This window comes from Jannaschia halovivens, from assembly GCF_046452375.1.
GTDB lineage: Bacteria > Pseudomonadota > Alphaproteobacteria > Rhodobacterales > Rhodobacteraceae > Jannaschia > Jannaschia halovivens.
Genome location: NZ_JBKFDJ010000001.1, coordinates 983,293 through 1,003,135, shown reverse-complemented (window position 1 = coordinate 1,003,135; position 19,843 = coordinate 983,293). Strand labels below are relative to the sequence as shown.

Genomic DNA, 19,843 nt, shown 5'->3' with positions numbered 1-19,843 from the left:
GTCAGCCGGGCATCACGCGGACGCGGCCGCGCCGCGCGGCGGCGCAGGCGGGACCGCCGAGCCCGTCGCCCAGATGCGCGACGCGTACGACGCCCGCGCGAAGGCGGACGTAGAACGGCGCGAACCCGGCCCAGTCGTTGGGGCCGATCGCCGCGTCGTATTCACCGCAGAGGATCGTGTCGCCCGCGCGGGTGCGAAACCCCTGCGGTGCGCGGAACTGGACCTGATCGGGACGGCGCATCCGGGCCGCAACATGGGCCGTCGCGGCCCCGATGTCGCGCGATGATAGCGTGACCGGCGTGACGGAGATGCCATCAGGTCCGCCGCAGGCGGCAAGACCGATGGCGAGCGCGGTCGCGCGGATCGGGGGACGGACGCGGCGGATCATCGGGCGAGGACACCACGAAAGGGTTGCCATCTGATGAACCGGCGGGGGACTGGTAGGCCCGGCAGGACTTGAACCCGCAACCAAGGCGTTATGAGCGCCCTGCTCTAACCAATTGAGCTACAGGCCCGCCGGGAACCGGGCTAGCAGATGCGGCTGCGGGGTCAAGCGCGGCGCGCCCGCAGGAAGTCCTTGTTGGACGGCCGCATCAAGCGTTAGCCTGCGGTCACGCAATTTATCGGGGAATATCATGAAAAAGATCCTCTGCGCGGGCCTTCTCGCAGCCAGTCTCTCGGTACCGCAGGCCAATGCCGGCGTTGCGGCTGCTCCGACGGCGTCCGGCGGCGGCAGCGATGCGGGCATCATCGTCGCGGCCGTCGTGCTGATCATCGCGGGCATCGCCGCGGCGACGGGCGCGGGTGCCGGCGCGGGGGCCGCGGGCGAGTGACGGCCTAACCGCGCGGTGCCATCAGGCGCCGCAACGGAAGCAATAGCGCGGTCCCGATCCCGTGGGCGGCGTATTCCCGGCCGTCCCGTCCCTCGAGGCCAAACTCCACGTCCTCCTCGCCCCGCGTGAGGTAGAGCGTGCCGAAGGCCCAGTCCCAGATCGCGAGCGTTTCGCCGAAGTTGCGGTCGTGATGCTCGGGGCGGGTCGAGTGGTGGATCTGGTGCATCGCGGGCGAGATCACGATCCGCTCGAGCACTGGACCGAAGCCGATCCAGACATGGCTGTGGTGGAACGTCGCGAGGCCCGCATTGGCCAGCACGATGAAGGCGTTGATGCCCGCGACCTCGGTCATGGTGGCGTCGGGTGCCAGCGTGCCGACCACGAGGCCCAGCACGACACCCAGCAGCGCGGTTAGGATCACGGTGCTGACCATGATCCAGAGCGGATGCTGCCGGTAAGTCGTGATCGGGGTCATCACCTCGGCGGAATGGTGCAGCGCATGGATCGGCCAAAGCCGCCGCGAGCCGTGCAACACGCGATGCAGCCAGTATTTCGCGAAATCCATCGCCACGAAGGCCAGCGCGGCCAGCACCCAGGGGGCCACATCCTCGCGCGCGCCGGTGCCCATCGCGTCGGCCAACGCGAGCGCGACGACCGGCGTGACCGTGAGGCGCGCGAGCAGGCCGGACATCATCAGAAGGCGGCTCATCCCGAAGAGCGCGAGGTCGAGGCGGTGCGAGCGGTGCGTCCAGATGCGGCGCGGGGTGAACCACGCCCAGAAGCCGATGCCGGGCTTGCGCCGCCGCCAGAGCAGGAAGCCCACGACGAGGCAGATCAGGAGGTATTCCGGCGCGATCACCTCGCCCATCCCGAACACCGCCCCGTAGAACGACTGCCAATCCATTTCGCGCTCCGACCGTCCTGCGCGTCATGGGTGCGCATCGCCGCCATCGCCGTCAAGTGCGCCCGTTGCCGCGCCGCCGGGTGCCTGCTAGGTCGCGGGCGACCGGACAGGGGGCGTTCATGGGCGATGGCAAGGCGGGACTGACCTACGCGGATGCGGGTGTCGATATCGACGCGGGGAACGCGCTCGTGGACCGGATCAAACCCGCCGCGAAAGCCACCGAACGGCCCGGCACGATGGCGGGTCTGGGCGGCTTCGGCGCGCTCTTCGATCTCAAGGCGGCGGGCTATTCCGACCCGATCCTCGTGGCGGCGACCGACGGCGTCGGCACCAAGCTGCGGTTGGCCATCGATACGGGCGAACTCGACGGCGTGGGCGTCGACCTCGTGGCGATGTGCGTCAACGACCTGGTCTGCCAAGGTGCGGAGCCGTTGTTCTTCCTGGATTATTTCGCGACCGGCAAGCTCGAGACCGAGGCCGCCGCGCGGATCATCGAGGGCATCGCGCGGGGCTGTGCCGCGTCCGGGGCCGCACTGATCGGGGGCGAGACGGCCGAGATGCCGGGGATGTATGCGGGCGGCGATTTCGACCTCGCGGGCTTCGCGGTCGGCGCGATGGAGCGGGGCGCGGACCTGCCCGCCGGCGTGGGCGAGGGCGACGTGCTGCTGGGCCTCGCGTCCGACGGGGTCCATTCCAACGGCTTTAGTCTCGTGCGCCGCGTGGCCGGGGCGGCCGGCCTCGGGTGGAACGAACCCGCGCCTTTCGCGGACGGGCCGCTGGGCGCGGCGCTCCTCGTGCCGACGCGGCTCTATGTGCGCTCGGTGCTGGACGCGATCCGCGCGGGCGGCGTCCACGCGCTGGCCCATATCACGGGCGGCGGGCTGACCGAGAACCTGCCCCGCGTGTTGCCGGACGGGCTGGGGGCCGCGATCGACCTTTCGGCATGGACCGCGCCGCCGGTCTTCGGCTGGCTCGCCCGCGCGGGTGGGATCGCCGAGGCCGAGATGCTCAAGACCTTCAACTGCGGCATCGGCATGGTCGTCGTCGTGGCTGCCGACCGGGCCGAGGCCGTGACCGAACGCCTGACCGAAGCGGGCGAGACGGTGTCGCGGATCGGCACGGTCACTGTGACGCCGGGCGTGACCTATGCGGGCCAGCCCGGCTGGTGAAACGCGTCGCGATCCTGATCTCCGGCGGCGGATCGAACATGGTCCGCCTCGCCGAGGACATGCGGGGCGACCATCCGGCACGCCCGGTCCTCGTGCTGGCCAACGACCCGGATGCGGGCGGGCTCGCCAAGGCGGCGGCGCTGGGGATCGAGACGGCCGTCGTCGACCACCGCGACTTCGCCGCCCGCGCTGCGTTCGAGGCGCGCCTGACCGAGGTGCTGGAGGCCGCCGCACCCGACATCATCTGCCTCGCCGGCTTCATGCGCATCCTGACACCCGCCTTCACGGCGCGCTGGGCGGGGCGGGTCCTGAACATCCACCCCTCGCTCCTGCCGCGCTATCCGGGGCTCGACACCTATGCGCGCGCCATCGCTGCCGGCGATGCCGAGGCCGGGTGTTCCGTCCACGAGGTGACGGCCGAACTCGATGGCGGGCCGGTCCTGGGACAGGCGCGCGTGCCGGTCCGGCCCGGCGACACGCCCGAGACGCTGGCCGCGCGCGTCCTGATGCAGGAACATCGCCTCTATCCGGCCGTGCTGCGGCGCGTGGCGGACGGCGAGACGGGGCGCATCGACCTTCCCCCTCCGGGGGGAATGGATTAGACCGGGCGAACCCATTCGATAGGTGCTCCCATTTCCGACTCTTCCATCACGACGCTCTCCACCACGGACGCGCTTCGCACCTTCTGCGACCAGGCGGCCACCGCGCCCTACGTGACCGTCGATACCGAATTCCTCCGCGAACGGACCTACTACTCCAAGCTCTGCCTCGTGCAGCTGGCCTATCCCGGCGATGGCGAGACCGATGCCGTGCTGGTCGATCCTCTGGCCGAGGGGATCGATCTTTCCCCGCTCTACGATCTCTTCCGCGATACGGGCGTCGTGAAGGTGTTCCATGCCGCCCGGCAGGATCTCGAGATCTTCGCCATCGAAGGCGACACGATCCCGGCCCCGCTCTTTGACACGCAGGTCGCGGCGATGGTCTGCGGCTTCGGCGAACAGGTCGGCTACGAAACATTGGCCCGGAAGGTCGCGAAAGCCCAGATCGACAAGTCTTCGCGCTTCACGGACTGGTCGCGTCGGCCGCTTTCGGACGCGCAGAAGACCTACGCGCTGGCCGACGTCACGCATCTGCGCGTGATCTACGAATACCTCGCCACCGAGCTGGAGAAGACCGGCCGCACCGGCTGGGTCGAGGAGGAGATGGACGTCCTGCGCGATCCCGCAACCTACCGGGTCGAGCCGCGCGAGGCGTGGAAGCGCCTGAAGATGCGCAACCCCAACCCGCGCTATGTCGCGGTCGCGCGCGAGCTGGCGGCCTTCCGCGAGAGCCATGCCCAGAGCGCCAACATCCCGCGAACCCGGATCTACAAGGATGACGCGCTGCTGGAACTGGCGGCGATGAAGCCGAAGGACATGGGCGAGCTGTCGAAGGCGCGGCTTCTGTTACGCGAGGCCCGGAAGGGCGCGATCGCCGACGGCATCCTCGCCGCCGTGGCCGCCGGGCTGGCCGTCCCGAAGGACGAGTTGCCCGCGGCGCCTCGGCAAAAGGCGCGCGACCAGATCAACGGCGCGCTGGCCGATCTCTTGCGCGTGCTGGTGAAGGCTAAGGCCGAGCAGGCGGGCGTGGCCCAAAAGCTGATCGCGACGGCCTCCGATCTCGACGATATCGCCTCGGGCACACGCGACGGCGACTGGGCGCGGGGCTGGCGGGGCGAGGTGTTCGGCGACGACGCGCTGCGGCTTTGCGAGGGCGAGATCGCGCTGGCCTGCAAGGGCCACGAGGTCCGGATCGTGCCGCTGGCCTGAGCCGCGCTACCCCTCAATGGTCAGATCGCGGGCGGGCGCTATTGCGAACCGCATGCCGCCCGGGCGCCAAGATTATTCGTACGAATAATCTTGGCGCGTCGGAGCTTGCGATTTTGTGAACCGCATCATTCGAAGGGATGCGCGGCGCAGGTGCCACCGTTTCGTCAGGGCGCGACGTAGGCACCGTGGACCCAGCCGACCGCGCCCGTGGGATGGCGGACCTGGACCCAGCGGTCCGCGCGGCTGATCACCTCCAGCCGGTCGCCCGGATAGATGCGGCGCAAGATCGGGCGGTCGGTGCCGGGGCCGGACCGGAAGTTGAGATACCCGTCATTCGTCTGCTTGACGAAAAGAACCTGCGCGCCTGTCGGGCGTTCGCGCTCGAGATAGGTCGCCGACACCCAGCCGAAGGTTCCGTCGGGCAGTTCGACCCGCGCCCAGCGACCGACGGTCTCGCGGATCTCGACCCGCGCGCCGGGGGTGAGGCGGCGCAGGATGTCGTGGCGGGTGCCGGGGCCGGAGCGGAGGTTCAGGTACCCGTCCTCGGTGTTCTTGACGTAGAGCCCCTGTGCCCCGGCGATGGCGGGGAGGACGGCGAGGGCGAGGACGGCGATGAGGCGGCGCATGGGCATCCCTTCAGCGGAACAGGGTGACGGCGCCCGGCGACCAGGCGAGCCGGGCGGGGGCGCCGATGTCGAGCACGGGCCTCCCGAAGACATTGCGCATCGAGATGCGGACGGGCTGCGCGGCGTCGTCGAGGCGGACGTCGTAATAGGTCATGTCGCCGTAATAGACCACTTCGGCGACGGTGCCATGGGCCTCGCGGTCGGGCGCGGTCTGCCCGTCGAAAAGCAGCGTCGCCGTCTCGGGGCGAAAGCCCGCGACCGTGTCGCCATCGGTGCGGGCGGTCGATTGCAGCTCGTTCAGGGCCAAGGCGCCCAGGCCCGCCACCTCGACCCGGTCGCCCGAGACCGCGGCAGGCAGGAAGTTCATCACGCCAATGAACTCGGCCACGCGGCGGTCGACGGGGCGGCGATAGAGCGCCTCGGCCTCGGCGATCTGGGCGACCTCGCCCTCGAACATCACGGCGATGCGGTCGGACATCACCAGCGCCTCCTCCTGGTCGTGGGTGACCAGGATGAAGGTGATGCCGACCTGGCGCTGGAGGCGGATCAGCTCGACCTGCATCTGCTCGCGCATCTTCTTGTCGAGCGCGGAGAGCGGCTCGTCCAGCAGCAGGACCTTGGGCCGCAGCACCAGCGCCCGGGCCAGCGCCACCCGCTGCCGCTGCCCGCCCGACAGCGCGTGGGCCGCGCGCCCGCCATAGCCGTCGAGCCCCACCATATCGAGCGCGTCGGCCACCAGCGTCTCGCGCGCCTGGGCATTCAGGTCGGCGCGCTTGCGCAGGCCGAAGGCCACGTTCTGCGCGACGCTCAGATGCGGGAAGATGGCGTAGGACTGGAAGACCATGTTGGTCGGCCGCCGGTTGGGCGGCACCCGCGTCATGTCGGCCCCGCCGATGGTCACCGCCCCCGCGTCCACGCCCTCGAACCCCGCGATGGTGCGCAGCAGCGTGGTCTTGCCGCAGCCCGAGGGACCCAGCAGCGAGAAGAACTCGCCCTCAGCGATGTCGAGGTCGATGCCCCTGAGCGCGTGGTAGTCGCCGTAGTATTTCTGGATGCCGGTCAGGCGGATCAGCGGGTCGGTCACAGGAACCCTCCGGTGTCTTTGACGCCCGCGCGGGCCAGCCCGCGACGGCGGTTCCATTCGGCGAGGGTGAGGATGAGGATCGAGACGATCACCAGGATCGTGCCCAGCGCCATGACCACGGGGATGAGCCGCGGGAAGCGCAGGAGCGACCAGATGTAGACCGGCAGGGTCGGGTCCGAGCCGGTGAGGAAGAAGGCGATGATGAACTCGTCGAGCGAGATCGTGAAGCTGATCAGCAGGGCGGCGACGATCCCCGGCATCACTAGGGGCAGGGTGATCAGGCGGAAGGTCTCGGGGCGGGTGCAGCCCAGGTCGACGGCCGCCTCCTCCATCGCGGGGTCGAGGGCCTGGAAGCTGGCGTTGAGGATTGCGATCGCGAAGGGCGTGCAGATCAGGACATGGGCCGCCACCACCGTCCAGAGCGACAGGTCGAGCCCCAGGAGCCGCACGGCCACCACCAGGAGCGAGGTCGCCACGATGATCTCGGGCAGCACCAGAGGCAGCATCACGAGGCCCATGGCCGCGGCCTTGCCGGGGAAGCGGTAGCGCACGTTCGCCCGCGCCGCGGCGAGGCCCAGCAGGACCGACAGGACGGAGGCCAGCGCCGCCACCCAGAGCGAGTTGAGCAGCGCTGCGTGAAGCTCGGCATTGGTCCGGAGCTCGGCGAACCAGCGCGTCGTGAACCCGTCGAGCGGGAAGGCGATGACCGTGCCGTCGTTGAAGGCGAAGACCGGCAGCAGCAGGATCGGCGCGTAGAGGAAGGCGAGGAAGGCGATGACGTAGGCGCGCAGCATCTCAGCGTCCCCCCGCCAGGCGGCGCGCGATCCACACGGTCGCCAGCGCGATGATCGTGACCAGCGCCATCGCGATCACCGCGAGCGTGGCGCCCATCGGCGCGTTGTTGAGGCCCAGGAACTGCGTCTGGATCATGTTGGCGATCATCAGTCCGCCGGGGCCGCCGACCTGCGCGGGCGTGACGTAGTCGCCCACGGTCGGGATGAAGACGATCAGCAGCGCCGCGACCACGCCGGGCGCGGCTAGCGGCAGCGTGACGCGGAGGAAGGTCGTCACCGCCCCTTCGCCCAGGTCGCGCGACGCCTCCAGGAGCGAGCGGTCGATCTTCTCCAGCGCCACGAAGATCGGCAGGATCGCGAAGGGCGCGAAGGCATGGCTGAGCGTGATGATGACGGCGTTCGCGTTGTAGAGGATGAAGGTCAGCGGCTCGTCGATGATGCCAAGCCCCGTCAGCGACGAGTTGAGCACGCCGTTATAGCCGAGGATCACCTTCCAGAGGAAAATGCGCAGCAGGTAGCTCGTCCAGAACGGGATCGTGATCAGGAAGAGCCAGAGCGACTTGCGGTCGGGCCGGACGCGAAAGCTGACGTAATAGGCGACCGGGAAGGCAAGGATGACCGTGATCACCGTGACCGCCCCGCTGATCCAGAGCGAGCGGGCCATGATCGTGCGATAGATGGGGTCGGTCAGCGCCTCGCGGTAATTGGCGAGGGTCAGCGTCCGGTCGATCGTCAGGTAGTCCTGCGTCCAGAAGCTGAAGACGACGATGGCGGCGAGCGGCCCGGCCAGCAAAGCCAGCGCATAGACGAGCGGCGGCGCGATGAGCGTCAGTCCGCGTTTGGTGTCCTGTTGCAACGGCGCCCCCGGTTCGTCCGTGCCACGATGGCGCGGCGGCGGGGCAAGGGGCAAGCGTTATCGCGCGTCCTCGGCCATGCCGGAGGCCTCCATCATCGCACGCATCGCCGCCGTGTCCCGCGCCGTCGAAAGCTGCGCCCAGGCGCCCACGCTCATCGCGACGACCAGCAGCCCGCCGAGGGCAAGACCCCCGCCGGTCCCCATCAGCACCGGATCGTTGGAATAAAGCGCGACACCCCGCCACGCGATCCACCCGCCGAACCCCGCGATGGCCCAGCCGCCGGTGGCCACGAGGAAGAGGAGGAGGCGCGAAAAGGGGGCGTGCATGGGTGCATTGGCGCGCGGCGGGACCGGCGTGGCAAGCGCCTTGGCTGCCGACCCGCGCGGCAAGCCGATTTCGGCACGAGCCGCCCCACGAAAAAGGCCCGCCGGAGGGGCGGGCCTTTCGATCTGCGTGGCGACGAGTTCAGCGCTTGGAGAACTGGAAGCTCTTCCGGGCCTTGGCGCGGCCGTACTTCTTGCGCTCGACGACGCGGCTGTCGCGGGTCAGGAAGCCGGCGGCCTTGAGCGCGCCGCGCAGGCCGGGCTCGTAGAGCTGCAGGGCCTTCGAGACGCCGTGCTTCACGGCACCGGCCTGACCGGTCAGACCGCCGCCCTTGACGGTGGCCATGACGTCAAACTGGCCTTCGCGATCGGTGATCTCGAACGGCTGCTTGAGGATCATCTGGAGCACGGGACGCGCGAAATAGGTGTTCACGTCCTTGCCGTTGACGATGACCTTGCCCGAGCCGGGCTTGATCCAGACGCGGGCGACCGCGTCCTTGCGCTTGCCGGTGGCGTAGGAGCGGCCCAGCTCGTCGCGGGTCGGCTCGACCGGGGCGGAGGTGTCCAGCAGGACCTCGCCACCCGTGGCCTCGGCCCCGGAGGTGTCGACGGCGCCCTTGAGGTCTTCGAGGGAGTTCAGTTGCTCGGCCATTACGAAGCGCTCCGGGTGTTCTTGGGGTTCATCGCCTTGACGTCCAGCACTTCGGGCGACTGCGCCTCGTGCGGGTGGTCGGCGGAGGCATAGACGCGCAGGTTGGTCATCACCTGACGCGACAGCTTGTTGCCGGGCAGCATGCGCTTGACGGCCTGCATGACGACCCGCTCGGGGTGCTTGCCGTCGAGAATCTGCTGCGTCGTGCGCGACTTGATGCCGCCGGGATGGCCGGTGTGCCAATAGTTCGGCTTCTCGCGCTTGTTGCCGGTGATCTGAACCTTGTCGGCGTTGATCACGATGACGTTGTCGCCCATGTCCATGCTGGGCGTGAACGTGGCCTTGTGCTTGCCGCGCAGGCGGGTCGCGACGATCGAGGCGAGGCGGCCAAGAACGATGCCTTCGGCGTCGATCAGGATCCACTTCTTGTCGATCTGGTCGGGGGTCATGGTGAAGGTTTTCATCGCTGCCCTATCGAGTGTGAATGACGGAGGGGCAGGAACGCCCCGGATCGGGCGGTGTATAGACGGCGCGGAGGCGGTGTCAATGCGGGTCGTGCGGAGGAAAGCGCGTGCAATCAGTGTATTACGGTTGGGGTCTTATTTTACCCCACGGCATTTGGCGCCGCTCAGACGCCCAGCCCTTCGGGCGGGTGGTCGAGCAGGCGGCGCATGCGCTTCATGGCCTCCTCGAAGCTGGCCAGCGAAACGCCCGCATTCACCGCGAAGCGCACCGCGTGGGGCGCGTTGGCATCGCGGGCGGCGTATTCCTCGGCGGCGCGCAGCTTCACGCCCTCGGCCTCGGCGGCGCGGCAGAAAGCCGAGGCGCGCCAGCCCACCGGCAGCTTCAGCCAAAGGAAGGAGACGTCGGGTCGCCAGGTCAGGTCGTGGCCATCCAGCACGCGGGCCGCCGTCTCGACATAGCGGCGCACCATGTCGCGGGTCTCGTCCATTAGCGCAGGCAGTTCGGGGTGGACCAAGAGGAGGGACGCGAGATCGGCGATCGGGGTCGAGAGGCCGAAGGAATTGTACTCCGCCGCGCGTTGCAGGGCGAGTTGCCGACCCGTGGGTGCCAGCGCGAAGCCCAGTCGCAGGGCGGGGGTGATGGTCTTGGCGATGGACGCGATGTGCCACGTCCGCTCGGGCGCAAGCAGGCGGAAGGTGGGCAGTTCGGTCTTGCCCATCATGTAACAATCATCCTCGAGGATCTGGATATCGGCGGCGCGCGCCGCCTCGACGATGGCGCGGCGCCGGGCCTCGGGCATGCGCCCGCAGGTCGGGTTCTGCACATCCGGCGAGAGGCAGAGGACCTGCGCGTCGGGCTTCTTCGCGATCTCGGCCAGCGCCTCGGGGATGACGCCGTGATCGTCGATCGGCACGGTCAGGACGTCCGCGCGCAGCATCTCGGCCACGCGGCGGAAGCCGGGATAGGACAGCTCCTCCAAGAGGACGGTCGGGCGGCGTCCGCGCAGGACCGATTGCAGCACCAGCGAGATTGCGTGCTGGCCGCCATTGGCCAGCGCGATGTCGTCCGGGGCGAGGGGGCCGAGCATCGGGTTGTCGAGGAACGCGCAGGCGGCCTCGCGGGCGCGGCGCTCGCTGGCATGGACAGGGTAGTGCATCAGCCCCGAGGGCGGATCGGCCGCCACCTCGGTCAGCAGGCGACGGATCAGCTCGGCCTGGCCCGCCGAGGGCAGGTGCGGCGACAGCAGGTTCACGGCGTAGCTGTCGCCGCCTGTCATATGTGGCGTCGAGTCGACGGCCAGTGCCTGGAACTCGCCGTAGATCGGGGGGGATTCCGCCGGGGCCGCGACGAAGGTTCCGCGCCCGACGGCCGCTTCGAGCACGCCCTCGTCGGTCAGCGCGCGGTAGACGCGCGCGACGGTGCCGGGTGTCACACCGACGCGCCACGCGAGATCGCGCACCGGCGGCAGGCGGGTGCCCGCGGGCAGGTCGCCCCGCGCGATGGCGGCGCGCACAGCGGAATCGAGGACGAGGTATTTCGGGCGGTCATCCGCGCCGAAATCGACCTCGATGATATTGCCGTTCAAAATTGTACCCATGACAATGTATCTCTGGAAAGGGAGGGGGCGGGATTGTATCTATAAGAGGCACCCTAACGGTGCGATTGTATCAATACAACCGTAGAAGGTCTCGTCCTCGAAAGGAACATCCCATGGCCGCCCTCGTCCTCGATCATACCACTCTCGACACGCGCACGCCTGCGCCGTTCTCGACGCTTCTCTTCGGCGCCGCGACCGTGGTCGCGACCTGGGAGATCCGGGCTCGGAGCCGGGCCGCGCTCAAGGAGCTGACGGATGCGCAATTGTACGACGTGGGTCTGACCGCCGGGGCCGCGATGCGCGAGGCCGCGAAGCCTTTCTGGCGCGCCTGACGTCTCGATCTCTTCCCCCCTGGGCCGGGTCGCCGCGAGGCACCCGGCCTCTTTTTTTGTCCAACGCGCCGAACCGGATCGGCCCCGCGGGGTTTCGAGGGTGCCACAACCCCGGAGCCGTCCCATGACCCGTATTCTTTCCGTTCTCTTCATGCTGTTGCCGAGCCTTGCCGTCGCCGACGCCCATTCGGACGATATCGCGCCGCTGTCCTGCGAGACGACGGGCGAGGGCGTGGCCTGCACGGTCGAGACGATGGATGCGGCGACGTTCTGCATGGCCATCGACGCCGAGGGCACGCCGATCGCCAACGCGACGGGCGTGATGGATGACGGCATCGTCCTCTTCCAGCAGATCGAGCCCGAGGCGGTCGCGGCGCTCCGCTGTCGCGCGGGTTAGACCGCGCCGGGCGGGATCGAATAGGTGAGCGACGCGCGGGCGACCGGGGCGTCGCTTCCCTCCGACCGGATCAGGCAATCGCCCACGGCCAAAACGCGCCCCAGCTTCAGAAGGTGCACGTCGCACAGAAGATCCACGCCCGCGGCGGGCTTGCGCATGAAGTCGATGGAACAGTTGGTCGTCACCGAGAGGCCGACCGGCCCGATCCGCGACAGGATCGCGAGATATACCGCGACATCGGCCAGCCCGAACATCGACGGCCCCGAAACCGTGCCGCCGGGGCGCAAGTGCCGCTCGGCCACGCGCAGGCGCACGGTCAGGCCGTCCTCGTCGACCCGCTCGATCCCGAACTCGTCGCAGACCTGCGGGAAATCCGAGCGCAGGAAGGCCTCGAGCGCCGGAGCGTCCATCTTCAACATTGCATTCCTCTCCGCGTCTCCGCACCCTTGCTAGCGCCCGGAGGGGGGATCGCAAATGACCGACATCCTGTTACGCGACGTGAGGGACGGCGTGGTCACGCTGACCATGAACGATCCCGGCACGCTCAACGCGCTGTCGGACGCGATGCTGGCGGCGTTGCGGGCAGCCCTGGCCGAGATCGCCGAGACCGACGCGCGGGTCGTCATCCTCGCGGCCGAAGGGCGGGCCTTCTGCGCGGGGCACCACCTGCGCGAGATGCAGGCGATGCGGCAGGCATCCGATGGCGGCGCAGCGGCCTTCGCGGATCTCTTCGATCGCTGCGCCGCCGCGATGGCCGCGATCCGCACCCTGCCGCAGCCGGTGATCGCGCAGGTCCACGGGCTCGCCACCGCCGCCGGGTGCCAGCTCGTCGCGACCTGCGACATGGCCGTGGCCTCGGATAATGCGCGCTTCGGGGTGAACGGCGTCGATATCGGCCTATTCTGCTCGACGCCGATGGTGGCCTTGTCGCGCAATGTCGGTGCCAAGCGGGCGATGGAGATGCTAACGACCGGCGGGTTCCTGTCGGCCGGGGAGGCGGTGGCGGCGGGGCTGGTGAACCGCGCGGTCCCGGCGGATCGGCTGGAGGTCGAGACGCGGGCGCTGGCTGAGACGGTCGCCTCGAAGCTCGGGCGCGCCGTGCGGATCGGCAAGGGGGCCTTCTATGCCCAGCTGGAACGTCCGGTCGACGCGGCCTACGCCCTGACGCGGGACGCGATGGTGGCCAACCTTGCCGAGCCGGACACGGCGGAAGGGATACAGGCCTTCCTCGAAAAGCGCGCGCCCCGCTGGACGCAGTGAGTCGCGTCCCCTAAGCGGGTTCGGACACGCTGAAGGGGCAGAAGATGCGGATACTCATCACCAATGACGACGGGATCGGCGCGCCGGGGCTCGTGGTGCTGCATGCCATCGCCGAGGCGGTCGCGGGCGAGGATGGCGAGGTCTGGACGGTCGCACCCGCCTTCGAGCAGTCGGGCGTCGGCCACTGCATCAACTACGTCAAGCCCTCGATGATGCAGAAGATCGCCGAGCGCCGCTTCGCGCTGGAGGGCAGCCCCGCCGATTGCGTCCTCGCCGGTCTGGGCGAGATCGTGGACGGTCCGGTCGACCTCGTGCTGTCGGGTGTGAACCGGGGCAACAACGCCGGCGAGAACACGGTCTATTCCGGCACCATCGGCGCCGCGATGGAAGCCGCGCTGCAGGGTGTGCCGGGCATCGCCCTGTCGCAGTTCTACGGACCCGGCAACGTCGACCTGGACGACCCGTTCGAAGCGGCCTCCGGGCATGGCGCAACCGTCGTGCGGCGCCTGGTCGAGGAGGCGCCCTGGGGCGGCGAGACCTACAAGCTCTTCTACAACGTCAACTTTCCGCCCGTCCCCGGCGACCGCGTCGAGGGGATCGCCGCAGTGGCACAGGGTTACCGCGGCGACGGGCGCATGGGCGTGTCGCCGCAGACCGCGCCCTCGGGCCGGCGCTACCTCTGGATTTCGGGCAGCGCGCAGGGCGAGGCGACGGCGGACGGTACGGACGTGAAGGCCAACATGGACGGCTGGATCTCGGTCACGCCGATGCGCTGCGACCTGACGGATCAGGCGGCGCTGGGCGACCTGCGCGCCGTCTTCACCGACTACGAAGGCTGAGGTGGCGATGACGCCCGAGGACACCATGAAGCTTCTGGTGACGCTGCGCTCGCGCGGGGTGACCGATGCACGGGTGCTCGAGGCGATGGAGGCGACCGACCGCGCGGCCTTCGTGTCGGACACGTTCACGATCCGCGCCTACGAGGACGTGCCCCTGCCTATCGCGTCGGGCCAGACCGTCAGCCAGCCGTCGGTCGTGGGGCGCATGACGCAGGCGCTGGGTGTCGAGCCGCGCGACAAGGTGCTCGAGGTCGGAACGGGCACGGGCTACCAAGCGGCGATCCTCTCGAAGCTGGCGCGGCGGATCTATACCGTCGAGCGTCACCGTGCGCTGACCCGGCTCGCGCGGGAGGTCCATGCGAAGCTCGGGCTGACCAACGTGACGCAGATCACCGGCGACGGCAGCCACGGCTTGCCCGAACAGGCGCCGTTCGACCGCATTCTCGTAACCGCCGCCGCCGAGGACCCGCCGGGCCCCCTGTTGGCACAATTGCGGATCGGGGGTAGCATGGTGGTGCCCGTGGGCGTATCGGACGCGATGCAGATGCTGATCAAGGTGACGCGATCGGACCACGGATACGACTACGACGAACTCGGGCCGGTGCGCTTCGTGCCGCTGGTCGAAGGGGTGGAACACGACTGAAGCGCGTGACACCTAAGGGCAGGACGGAGGGACTGGGATGTCCGGGACAGGCAGGCGGACCCGCGTGGCGGGCCTTTTCATCGGTGCGGCGCTGCTGGCGGGCTGTTCGGAATTCGAATCCGGCGGGCTCGATTTCGACCTGCGCGGCGGCGACGGGAATCTCAACACATCCGAGGCCATCCGGCAGGCCCCGGCCGACCGGCCGCGCGCGGATGCCAACGGCCTCATCACCTATCCGAACTACCAGGTGGCGGTCGCCCGGCGCGGCGACACCGTGTCGAGCGTCGCTCAGCGGATCGGCTTTCCCGCCGCCGAGCTGGCGCAGTTCAACGGGCTCGCCCCCGGCACCAGTCTGAACGCCGATGCCATTCTCGCCCTGCCGCGCCGTGTCGTGCCCGGCGCGGGCGGCGGCCGCACCGATATCACGGCCATCGCCGGTGCGGCGATCGACCGTGCCGATGGCGGCGGCGCGCGGCCGATGGTCGTGCAGGGCGGCGAGGAGCCAGTGCGGCACCGCGTCGCACGCGGTGAAACGGCGTTCTCGATCGCCCGGCTCTACGGCGTGTCGCCGAACTCGCTGGCGGAATGGAACGGTCTCGGCAGCGACCTGTCGGTGCGCGAGGGGCAGTTCCTCCTGATTCCGCTTGTGATCGGCGCCGACGGCTCGTCCGAGGTCGCAACCGCGCCGGGGCAGGGCAGCGCGACGCCAGTGCCGCCCTCGGCCGCGTCGGCACTGCCCGAGACGGTCGAGGCCGAAGTCCTCCCCGAAAGCCCCAATCTCGACCAGTTCCGCACCGAGGCCAGCGCCGATCCCGAGCCTGCGCCCGTCGCCGAACCCGTCCGCACGGCCGAGGCCGAACCGGCCCCGTCGAGCCTGCGCCGACCCGTCGGCGGCGAGGTGCTGCGCCCGTTCTCGGCCCGCAACGAGGGCATCGATTTCCGCGCCGCCGAAGGCAGTGCCGTGGCCGCCGCCGCATCCGGCACGGTCGCCGCGATCACGCGCGACACCGACCAAGTGCCGATCCTCGTGCTGCGCCATGCCGACGGCCTTCTGACGGTCTACGCCAATATCAAGGATATCCGCGTCCAGAAGGGCGCCGAGGTCCGTGCGGGCCAGCGCATCGCCAGCGTCGGCGGCGGCGATCCGTCCTTCCTGCATTTCGAGGTCCGGCGCGGCTTCGACGCGGTCGACCCGGCCCCGCTTCTGCGGTGACGCGCGCGTCCCGCTGGCCGGGCGCGCGCAATTTCCCGCGAGGGTGCTTTCAACTCCCTGTCGCGATGCGTAAGTAGAGGTCAGGGACTTCAGGACGAGCGGCCCATGCGCCGCCCCTTACGGGAGACAGACAATGCTCAACAATATCGGCCTTCCGGGCCTCCTGCTCATCGCGGTCGTCGTGCTGGTGCTGTTCGGCCGCGGCAAGATCTCCAGCCTCATGGGCGAGGTCGGCAAGGGCATCACCGCGTTCAAGAAGGGCGTCGGCGACGGCTCCAAGGACGACGAGACCGAAGAGGGCGCGCTGGCCGACGGCACCGCGGCCCGCGACGTCACCCCCGAGGCCGAGACCGAGCGCGAAAAGGTCTGACGACCCGCCCGCGCCCCCGGGGGGCCTGATCCATGTTCGATATCGGCTGGAGCGAGCTTCTCGTCATCGGCATCGTGGCGCTGATCGTGGTCGGTCCCAAGGACCTGCCCAAGATGTTCCGCACGCTGGGCGAGTTCACGGGCAAGGCCCGGCGCATGGCCCGTGAATTCCAGAGCGCGATGAACGAGGCCGCCGACGAGAGCGGCGTGAACGACATCGCGGGCGACCTGCGCAAGATCGCCAATCCCAAGAAATACGGGATCGACAAGATCAAGGAGGCGACCTCGGACCTGACGGCCTGGGCGCCGGACGAGGAGACCGGGCCGAATACCCGCGATCTCGCCGAGAAGCGCGCGGACGCGAAGGCCCGGATCGCCGAGAATGCGTCCCGCATGGCCGAGGAGCGCAAGGCCCGCGAGGCGGCAGAGGCGCAGGCGGATCTCGACGCGCTGAAGCCCGACCCCGCCGCCGCACCGCCCGCCAAGCCCGCGCCGAAGCCTAAGGCCGCGTCGAAGCCGAAGGCCGCGTCGAAGCCCGCCGCCACCAAGGCAGCCGCGAAGCCCAGGGCCGCGCCGAAGCCCCGCGCCGCCGCGAAGCCCAAAGCCGCGCGCAAATCGCGCGCCAAGCCCAAGCCTGCCGCGGGGACGGACGCATGACCGACGCGACCGACACTCCCGACGAGATCGAGGACAGCTCCGCCCCGCTGATCGAGCATCTGGCCGAGTTGCGGACCCGCCTCATCCGGTCGGTGGTCGCCTTTCTCGTCGCGATGATCGCCTGTTTCATCGTCGCCGAGCCGATCCTCAACTTCCTCGCCCAGCCCATCGCGGACGTGCTGCGCGCGCGGGGCGAGAACCCGCAGCTGATCTTCACGGCCCCGCAGGAGAAGTTCTTCGTCCTGATCCGGATCTCGGTGATCTTCGGCATCGGCCTCGCCTTCCCGGTGATCGCGCACCAGCTTTGGCGGTTCGTCGCCCCCGGCCTATACAAGACGGAAAAGAACGCCTTCCTGCCGTTCATCTTCGCCTCGCCGCTCCTCTTCACGCTGGGCGCGGCCTTCGCGCATTACGTGGTCACGCCGCTGGCGATGAACTTCTTCATCGGCTTCTCGGACGCGATCCCGGCGCTGGTAAACATCATCTCGGGCGAGGGCGGGGCGGTCGTCGAGAACGAGGAGCTGCGGACCGTCTTCCTCGGCTCGGTACGCGAATCCCTCGACCTGTCGCTCAAGTTCATCTTCGCCTTCGGCCTCTGCTTCCAGCTTCCGGTCCTCCTGACGCTGATGGGGATGGCGGGGCTCGTCTCGGCCGAGGGGCTGGGCAACATGCGCAAATACGCGGTCGTGGGCATCCTCGTGCTCGCAGCGCTCGTGACCCCGCCCGACGTCATCACCCAGGTGATCCTCTTCGTGGTGGTCTACGGCCTCTACGAAATCTCGATCCAGCTGGTGCGGATGGTCGAGTCGCGGCGCGACAAGCGGCTCCGCGCCGAAGGCATTCTGGACGAGGACGAGACCTCTTGAGCGACGATCTCACGCGGATCGCCGACGCGTTCGACCGGCTGGCCCCGGCGCCCGCGCCCGCGCCCGATTTCGCGGCCTCGGCCTATGTCTGGGACACGGCACCGGACCGCCTCGTCCCGATCGAGCGTGTGAACCGCATCCCCCTCGACCTCCTCCTCGGGATCGACCGGGCGCGGGACACGCTTCTGGACAACACGCGGCGCTTCGCGGATGGGCTGCCGGCCAACAACGCGCTGCTCTGGGGCGCGCGGGGCATGGGAAAGTCCAGCCTCGTCAAGGCGGTGCATGGCGAGCTCGAGGGGACCGGCCTCAAGCTCGTGGAGCTTCAGCGCGAGGATATCCACACCGTTGGGCGCCTGCTCGACCTGCTCCGGGATGCGCCGCACCGCTTCGTCCTTTATTGCGACGACCTCAGCTTCGGGCATGACGACGCGGCCTATAAGTCGCTGAAGGCCGTGCTCGACGGGGGCGTGGCCGGGCGGCCCGAAAACGTGATCTTCTACGCCACCTCGAACAGGCGCCACCTGATGCCGCGCGACATGATCGAGAACGAGCGCGGCTCGGCCATCAACCCCTCCGAGGCCGTCGAGGAAAAGGTCTCGCTCAGCGACCGGTTCGGTCTTTGGCTGGGATTCCACGCCTGCGATCAGGACAACTACCTCGCCATCATCCGGGGCTATTGCGACGCCTACGGCCTCGACATTGCCGAAGCCACGCTTCGCGCCGAGGCGATCGAGTGGCAGGCCACCCGCGGCAGCCGGTCGGGCCGCGTCGCGTGGCAGTTCTTCACCGATCTGGCCGGTCGCCACGGTGTTCGCGTCTGACGCATTCGGACGCCCGCACATCGAATCCACTTTTCACCGAAATGCGCGCGGCATAGGCTGCGCGGCGGAAAAGCCCCGAAAAAGGGGCCACCAACAGGGAGACTACCATGAAGAAACTGCTTCTCGCGTCCGTCGCGGCGATGGCCACCACGGCCGCGTTCGCCGACGCCCATTCACCGGTCAAGATCGGCGTCGTTCTCGGCTTCACGGGACCGCTGGAATCGCTGGCGCCGACGATGGCCGCCGGGGCCGAAATGGCGATGTCCGAGGTGACCGAAAGCGGTGCGCTGCTCGACGGCGTCACCGTCGAGCCGGTCCGCGCCGACTCGACCTGCATCGATGCAGCCGCCGCGACCTCCGCGACCGAGCGTCTGATCACCGGCGACGGCGTCGCGGGCATCATGGGCGCCGACTGCTCGGGCGTCACCGGCGCTATGCTGGCCAATGTCGCGGTGCCGAACGGCGTCGTGATGATCTCGCCCTCGGCCACCTCGCCGGGCCTCACGGACGCCGAGGATAACGGCCTCTTCTTCCGCACCGCGCCGTCGGATGCCCGCCAGGGTGAGATCGTGACCGCGATCCTGCAGGAGAACGGCGTCAACGAGATCGCGCTGACCTATACCAACAACGACTACGGCAAAGGCCTCGCCGACGCGATCCAGGCCAATTTCGAGGCCGCGGGCGGCACCGTGACCATCTCGGCCGCACATGAGGACGGCAAGGCCGACTACTCGGCCGAAGTCGGCGCGCTCTCGGCCGCCGGTGGCGAGCTTCTGGTCGTCGCGGGTTATGTCGACCAGGGCGGTTCGGGCATCGTGCGCGCGGCGCTCGACTCCGGCGCCTTCGACCAGTTCTACTTCCCCGACGGCATGGTCAGCCAGGCGCTCGAGGACAATTTCGGCTCCGAGATCGACGGCTCCTACGGCGCGAACCCCGGCACCGACTCGCCGGGCGCGCAGCTCTATCAGGACATGGCCTCGGCCGCCGATTACGACGGCACGCAGCCCTTCTCGGCCGAAAGCTACGATGCGGCAGCCCTGATCATGCTGGCCATGCAGGCGGCGGGCTCGACCGATCCGGCGGCCTACAAGGATCACGTCATGGACGTGGCCAACGCCCCCGGAGAGCAGATCCTGCCCGGCGAGCTGGCCAAGGCGCTCCAGATCATCGCCGATGGCGGTGACGTCGACTATGTCGGTGCAAGCGCCGTCGAGCTGATCGGCCCCGGTGAATCGGCAGGCAACTACCGCCAGATCACCTTCACCGACGGCACGCTGGAAGTGGTCGGCTACCGCTGATCGCGACCTGACGGACAATGGACGGCCCCGGTT

The 19,843-nt window shown here is 69.1% G+C and carries 26 protein-coding genes and 1 tRNA gene; 15 read left to right on the top strand and 12 right to left on the bottom strand.

From position 1 onward, the window contains the following. Position 1: 1 nt before the first annotated feature. Complete coding sequence (locus ACK8OR_RS05045; RefSeq protein WP_410188346.1) at positions 2-388, bottom strand: hypothetical protein; 387 nt, start codon at positions 386-388, stop codon at positions 2-4. A gap of 50 nt (positions 389-438) precedes the next feature. Next, positions 439-515, bottom strand: a tRNA-Ile gene (locus ACK8OR_RS05040). 120 nt (positions 516-635) lie between these two features. Here ACK8OR_RS05040 and ACK8OR_RS05035 point away from each other — a divergent pair. Further along, a complete protein-coding gene (locus ACK8OR_RS05035) occupies positions 636-833 on the top strand; it encodes a hypothetical protein (protein WP_410188345.1) in 198 nt (65 codons plus the stop codon). 4 nt (positions 834-837) lie between these two features. Here ACK8OR_RS05035 and ACK8OR_RS05030 read toward each other — a convergent pair whose 3' ends face one another. Further along, a complete protein-coding gene (locus ACK8OR_RS05030; RefSeq protein WP_410188344.1) occupies positions 838-1,737 on the bottom strand; it encodes a sterol desaturase family protein in 900 nt (299 codons plus the stop codon). A gap of 119 nt (positions 1,738-1,856) precedes the next feature. Between ACK8OR_RS05030 and purM the strand changes: the two genes are divergently transcribed. The 3 genes from purM to rnd are packed head-to-tail and all read left to right on the top strand — an operon-like array spanning position 1,857 to position 4,714. After that, positions 1,857-2,906: a phosphoribosylformylglycinamidine cyclo-ligase gene (gene purM, locus ACK8OR_RS05025; RefSeq protein WP_410188343.1), complete on the top strand. Its 1,050-nt coding sequence runs from the start codon at positions 1,857-1,859 to the stop codon at positions 2,904-2,906. Next, positions 2,903-3,508, top strand: a complete 606-nt coding sequence (purN, locus tag ACK8OR_RS05020) for a phosphoribosylglycinamide formyltransferase (protein ID WP_410188342.1) — start codon at positions 2,903-2,905, stop codon at positions 3,506-3,508. Before purM ends, purN begins: the two co-directional genes overlap by 4 nt. A gap of 45 nt (positions 3,509-3,553) precedes the next feature. Next, positions 3,554-4,714 (top strand): ribonuclease D, encoded by a 1,161-nt coding sequence (gene rnd, locus ACK8OR_RS05015; protein WP_410189867.1) that lies wholly within the window; start codon positions 3,554-3,556, stop codon positions 4,712-4,714. 164 nt (positions 4,715-4,878) lie between these two features. On the opposite strand, the gene ACK8OR_RS05010 is transcribed toward rnd, so the two are convergent. The 8 genes from ACK8OR_RS05010 to ACK8OR_RS04975 all read right to left on the bottom strand — a co-directional run bounded on the left by ACK8OR_RS05010 (position 4,879) and on the right by ACK8OR_RS04975 (position 11,112). Beyond that, positions 4,879-5,340 (bottom strand): SH3 domain-containing protein, encoded by a 462-nt coding sequence (locus tag ACK8OR_RS05010; RefSeq protein WP_410188341.1) that lies wholly within the window; start codon positions 5,338-5,340, stop codon positions 4,879-4,881. A gap of 10 nt (positions 5,341-5,350) precedes the next feature. Next, the gene (locus tag ACK8OR_RS05005; protein ID WP_410188340.1) at positions 5,351-6,424 is read right to left on the bottom strand and encodes an ABC transporter ATP-binding protein; all 1,074 of its coding nucleotides are present in this window, start codon (positions 6,422-6,424) and stop codon (positions 5,351-5,353) included. Continuing rightward, on the bottom strand, positions 6,421-7,218 hold the full coding sequence (locus tag ACK8OR_RS05000; protein ID WP_410188339.1) for an ABC transporter permease: 798 nt from the start codon (positions 7,216-7,218) through the stop codon (positions 6,421-6,423). Before ACK8OR_RS05000 ends, ACK8OR_RS05005 begins: the two co-directional genes overlap by 4 nt. A gap of 1 nt (position 7,219) precedes the next feature. After that, the gene (locus tag ACK8OR_RS04995; protein ID WP_410188338.1) at positions 7,220-8,074 is read right to left on the bottom strand and encodes an ABC transporter permease; all 855 of its coding nucleotides are present in this window, start codon (positions 8,072-8,074) and stop codon (positions 7,220-7,222) included. 57 nt (positions 8,075-8,131) lie between these two features. Next, entirely contained in the window at positions 8,132-8,401 is a 270-nt protein-coding gene (locus tag ACK8OR_RS04990) for a hypothetical protein (protein ID WP_410188337.1), read from the bottom strand. A gap of 139 nt (positions 8,402-8,540) precedes the next feature. Then, complete coding sequence (gene rpsI, locus ACK8OR_RS04985; RefSeq protein ID WP_410188336.1) at positions 8,541-9,050, bottom strand: 30S ribosomal protein S9; 510 nt, start codon at positions 9,048-9,050, stop codon at positions 8,541-8,543. Continuing rightward, positions 9,050-9,514, bottom strand: a complete 465-nt coding sequence (rplM, locus tag ACK8OR_RS04980) for a 50S ribosomal protein L13 (RefSeq protein ID WP_410188335.1) — start codon at positions 9,512-9,514, stop codon at positions 9,050-9,052. The genes rpsI and rplM overlap by 1 nt, the downstream gene beginning before the upstream one ends. 164 nt (positions 9,515-9,678) lie before the next feature. Next, positions 9,679-11,112, bottom strand: coding sequence for an aminotransferase-like domain-containing protein (locus ACK8OR_RS04975; RefSeq protein WP_410188334.1), 1,434 nt, complete (start codon positions 11,110-11,112; stop codon positions 9,679-9,681). A 113-nt stretch (positions 11,113-11,225) separates the two neighbouring features. Here ACK8OR_RS04975 and ACK8OR_RS04970 point away from each other — a divergent pair, with 113 nt between their 5' ends. Together ACK8OR_RS04970 and ACK8OR_RS04965 are read left to right on the top strand one after the other, a co-directional pair. Then, positions 11,226-11,444, top strand: a complete 219-nt coding sequence (locus ACK8OR_RS04970; RefSeq protein ID WP_410188333.1) for a DUF1127 domain-containing protein — start codon at positions 11,226-11,228, stop codon at positions 11,442-11,444. Between the two features lie 124 nt (positions 11,445-11,568). After that, complete coding sequence (locus ACK8OR_RS04965) at positions 11,569-11,841, top strand: hypothetical protein (protein ID WP_410188332.1); 273 nt, start codon at positions 11,569-11,571, stop codon at positions 11,839-11,841. Here the strand turns inward: ACK8OR_RS04965 and ACK8OR_RS04960 are convergent. Continuing rightward, positions 11,838-12,260 carry a PaaI family thioesterase gene (locus ACK8OR_RS04960; protein WP_410188331.1) on the bottom strand — a complete coding sequence of 141 codons (423 nt, stop codon included), beginning with the start codon at positions 12,258-12,260 and terminating at the stop codon, positions 11,838-11,840. The genes ACK8OR_RS04965 and ACK8OR_RS04960 overlap by 4 nt on opposite strands. 55 nt (positions 12,261-12,315) lie before the next feature. Between ACK8OR_RS04960 and ACK8OR_RS04955 the strand changes: the two genes are divergently transcribed. From ACK8OR_RS04955 to ACK8OR_RS04915, 9 genes are all read left to right on the top strand, one after another. Next, positions 12,316-13,101, top strand: a complete 786-nt coding sequence (locus ACK8OR_RS04955; protein WP_410188330.1) for an enoyl-CoA hydratase — start codon at positions 12,316-12,318, stop codon at positions 13,099-13,101. Between the two features lie 44 nt (positions 13,102-13,145). Next, positions 13,146-13,940: a 5'/3'-nucleotidase SurE gene (gene surE / locus ACK8OR_RS04950; protein WP_410188329.1), complete on the top strand. Its 795-nt coding sequence runs from the start codon at positions 13,146-13,148 to the stop codon at positions 13,938-13,940. Positions 13,941-13,947: 7 nt separating this feature from the next. Beyond that, positions 13,948-14,583: a protein-L-isoaspartate(D-aspartate) O-methyltransferase gene (locus ACK8OR_RS04945; RefSeq protein ID WP_410188328.1), complete on the top strand. Its 636-nt coding sequence runs from the start codon at positions 13,948-13,950 to the stop codon at positions 14,581-14,583. A 37-nt stretch (positions 14,584-14,620) separates the two neighbouring features. Further along, positions 14,621-15,796 (top strand): peptidoglycan DD-metalloendopeptidase family protein, encoded by a 1,176-nt coding sequence (locus tag ACK8OR_RS04940; RefSeq protein ID WP_410188327.1) that lies wholly within the window; start codon positions 14,621-14,623, stop codon positions 15,794-15,796. A gap of 133 nt (positions 15,797-15,929) precedes the next feature. Further along, a complete protein-coding gene (locus tag ACK8OR_RS04935; protein ID WP_410188326.1) occupies positions 15,930-16,166 on the top strand; it encodes a twin-arginine translocase TatA/TatE family subunit in 237 nt (78 codons plus the stop codon). Positions 16,167-16,198: 32 nt separating this feature from the next. After that, a complete protein-coding gene (tatB, locus tag ACK8OR_RS04930; protein ID WP_410188325.1) occupies positions 16,199-16,822 on the top strand; it encodes a Sec-independent protein translocase protein TatB in 624 nt (207 codons plus the stop codon). Further along, a complete protein-coding gene (gene tatC / locus ACK8OR_RS04925; RefSeq protein WP_410188324.1) occupies positions 16,819-17,688 on the top strand; it encodes a twin-arginine translocase subunit TatC in 870 nt (289 codons plus the stop codon). The genes tatB and tatC overlap by 4 nt, the downstream gene beginning before the upstream one ends. Then, the gene (locus ACK8OR_RS04920) at positions 17,685-18,512 is read left to right on the top strand and encodes an ATP-binding protein (RefSeq protein WP_410188323.1); all 828 of its coding nucleotides are present in this window, start codon (positions 17,685-17,687) and stop codon (positions 18,510-18,512) included. Before tatC ends, ACK8OR_RS04920 begins: the two co-directional genes overlap by 4 nt. Positions 18,513-18,619: 107 nt before the next feature. Further along, positions 18,620-19,810 (top strand): ABC transporter substrate-binding protein, encoded by a 1,191-nt coding sequence (locus tag ACK8OR_RS04915; RefSeq protein WP_410188322.1) that lies wholly within the window; start codon positions 18,620-18,622, stop codon positions 19,808-19,810. Positions 19,811-19,843 lie beyond the last annotated feature (33 nt).

Coding starts and splice junctions, on each gene's coding strand:
- ACK8OR_RS05045 (WP_410188346.1), bottom strand. CDS start 388: ATGATCCGCCGCGTCCGTCCCCCGATCCGCGCGACCGCGCTCGCCATC.
- ACK8OR_RS05035 (WP_410188345.1), top strand. CDS start 636: ATGAAAAAGATCCTCTGCGCGGGCCTTCTCGCAGCCAGTCTCTCGGTA.
- ACK8OR_RS05030 (WP_410188344.1), bottom strand. CDS start 1,737: ATGGATTGGCAGTCGTTCTACGGGGCGGTGTTCGGGATGGGCGAGGTG.
- purM (WP_410188343.1), top strand. CDS start 1,857: ATGGGCGATGGCAAGGCGGGACTGACCTACGCGGATGCGGGTGTCGAT.
- ACK8OR_RS05010 (WP_410188341.1), bottom strand. CDS start 5,340: ATGCGCCGCCTCATCGCCGTCCTCGCCCTCGCCGTCCTCCCCGCCATC.
- ACK8OR_RS05000 (WP_410188339.1), bottom strand. CDS start 7,218: ATGCTGCGCGCCTACGTCATCGCCTTCCTCGCCTTCCTCTACGCGCCG.
- ACK8OR_RS04990 (WP_410188337.1), bottom strand. CDS start 8,401: ATGCACGCCCCCTTTTCGCGCCTCCTCCTCTTCCTCGTGGCCACCGGC.
- rpsI (WP_410188336.1), bottom strand. CDS start 9,050: ATGGCCGAGCAACTGAACTCCCTCGAAGACCTCAAGGGCGCCGTCGAC.
- rplM (WP_410188335.1), bottom strand. CDS start 9,514: ATGAAAACCTTCACCATGACCCCCGACCAGATCGACAAGAAGTGGATC.
- ACK8OR_RS04975 (WP_410188334.1), bottom strand. CDS start 11,112: ATGGGTACAATTTTGAACGGCAATATCATCGAGGTCGATTTCGGCGCG.
- ACK8OR_RS04970 (WP_410188333.1), top strand. CDS start 11,226: ATGGCCGCCCTCGTCCTCGATCATACCACTCTCGACACGCGCACGCCT.
- ACK8OR_RS04965 (WP_410188332.1), top strand. CDS start 11,569: ATGACCCGTATTCTTTCCGTTCTCTTCATGCTGTTGCCGAGCCTTGCC.
- ACK8OR_RS04960 (WP_410188331.1), bottom strand. CDS start 12,260: ATGTTGAAGATGGACGCTCCGGCGCTCGAGGCCTTCCTGCGCTCGGAT.
- ACK8OR_RS04955 (WP_410188330.1), top strand. CDS start 12,316: ATGACCGACATCCTGTTACGCGACGTGAGGGACGGCGTGGTCACGCTG.
- surE (WP_410188329.1), top strand. CDS start 13,146: ATGCGGATACTCATCACCAATGACGACGGGATCGGCGCGCCGGGGCTC.
- ACK8OR_RS04945 (WP_410188328.1), top strand. CDS start 13,948: ATGACGCCCGAGGACACCATGAAGCTTCTGGTGACGCTGCGCTCGCGC.
- ACK8OR_RS04940 (WP_410188327.1), top strand. CDS start 14,621: ATGTCCGGGACAGGCAGGCGGACCCGCGTGGCGGGCCTTTTCATCGGT.
- ACK8OR_RS04935 (WP_410188326.1), top strand. CDS start 15,930: ATGCTCAACAATATCGGCCTTCCGGGCCTCCTGCTCATCGCGGTCGTC.
- tatB (WP_410188325.1), top strand. CDS start 16,199: ATGTTCGATATCGGCTGGAGCGAGCTTCTCGTCATCGGCATCGTGGCG.
- tatC (WP_410188324.1), top strand. CDS start 16,819: ATGACCGACGCGACCGACACTCCCGACGAGATCGAGGACAGCTCCGCC.
- ACK8OR_RS04915 (WP_410188322.1), top strand. CDS start 18,620: ATGAAGAAACTGCTTCTCGCGTCCGTCGCGGCGATGGCCACCACGGCC.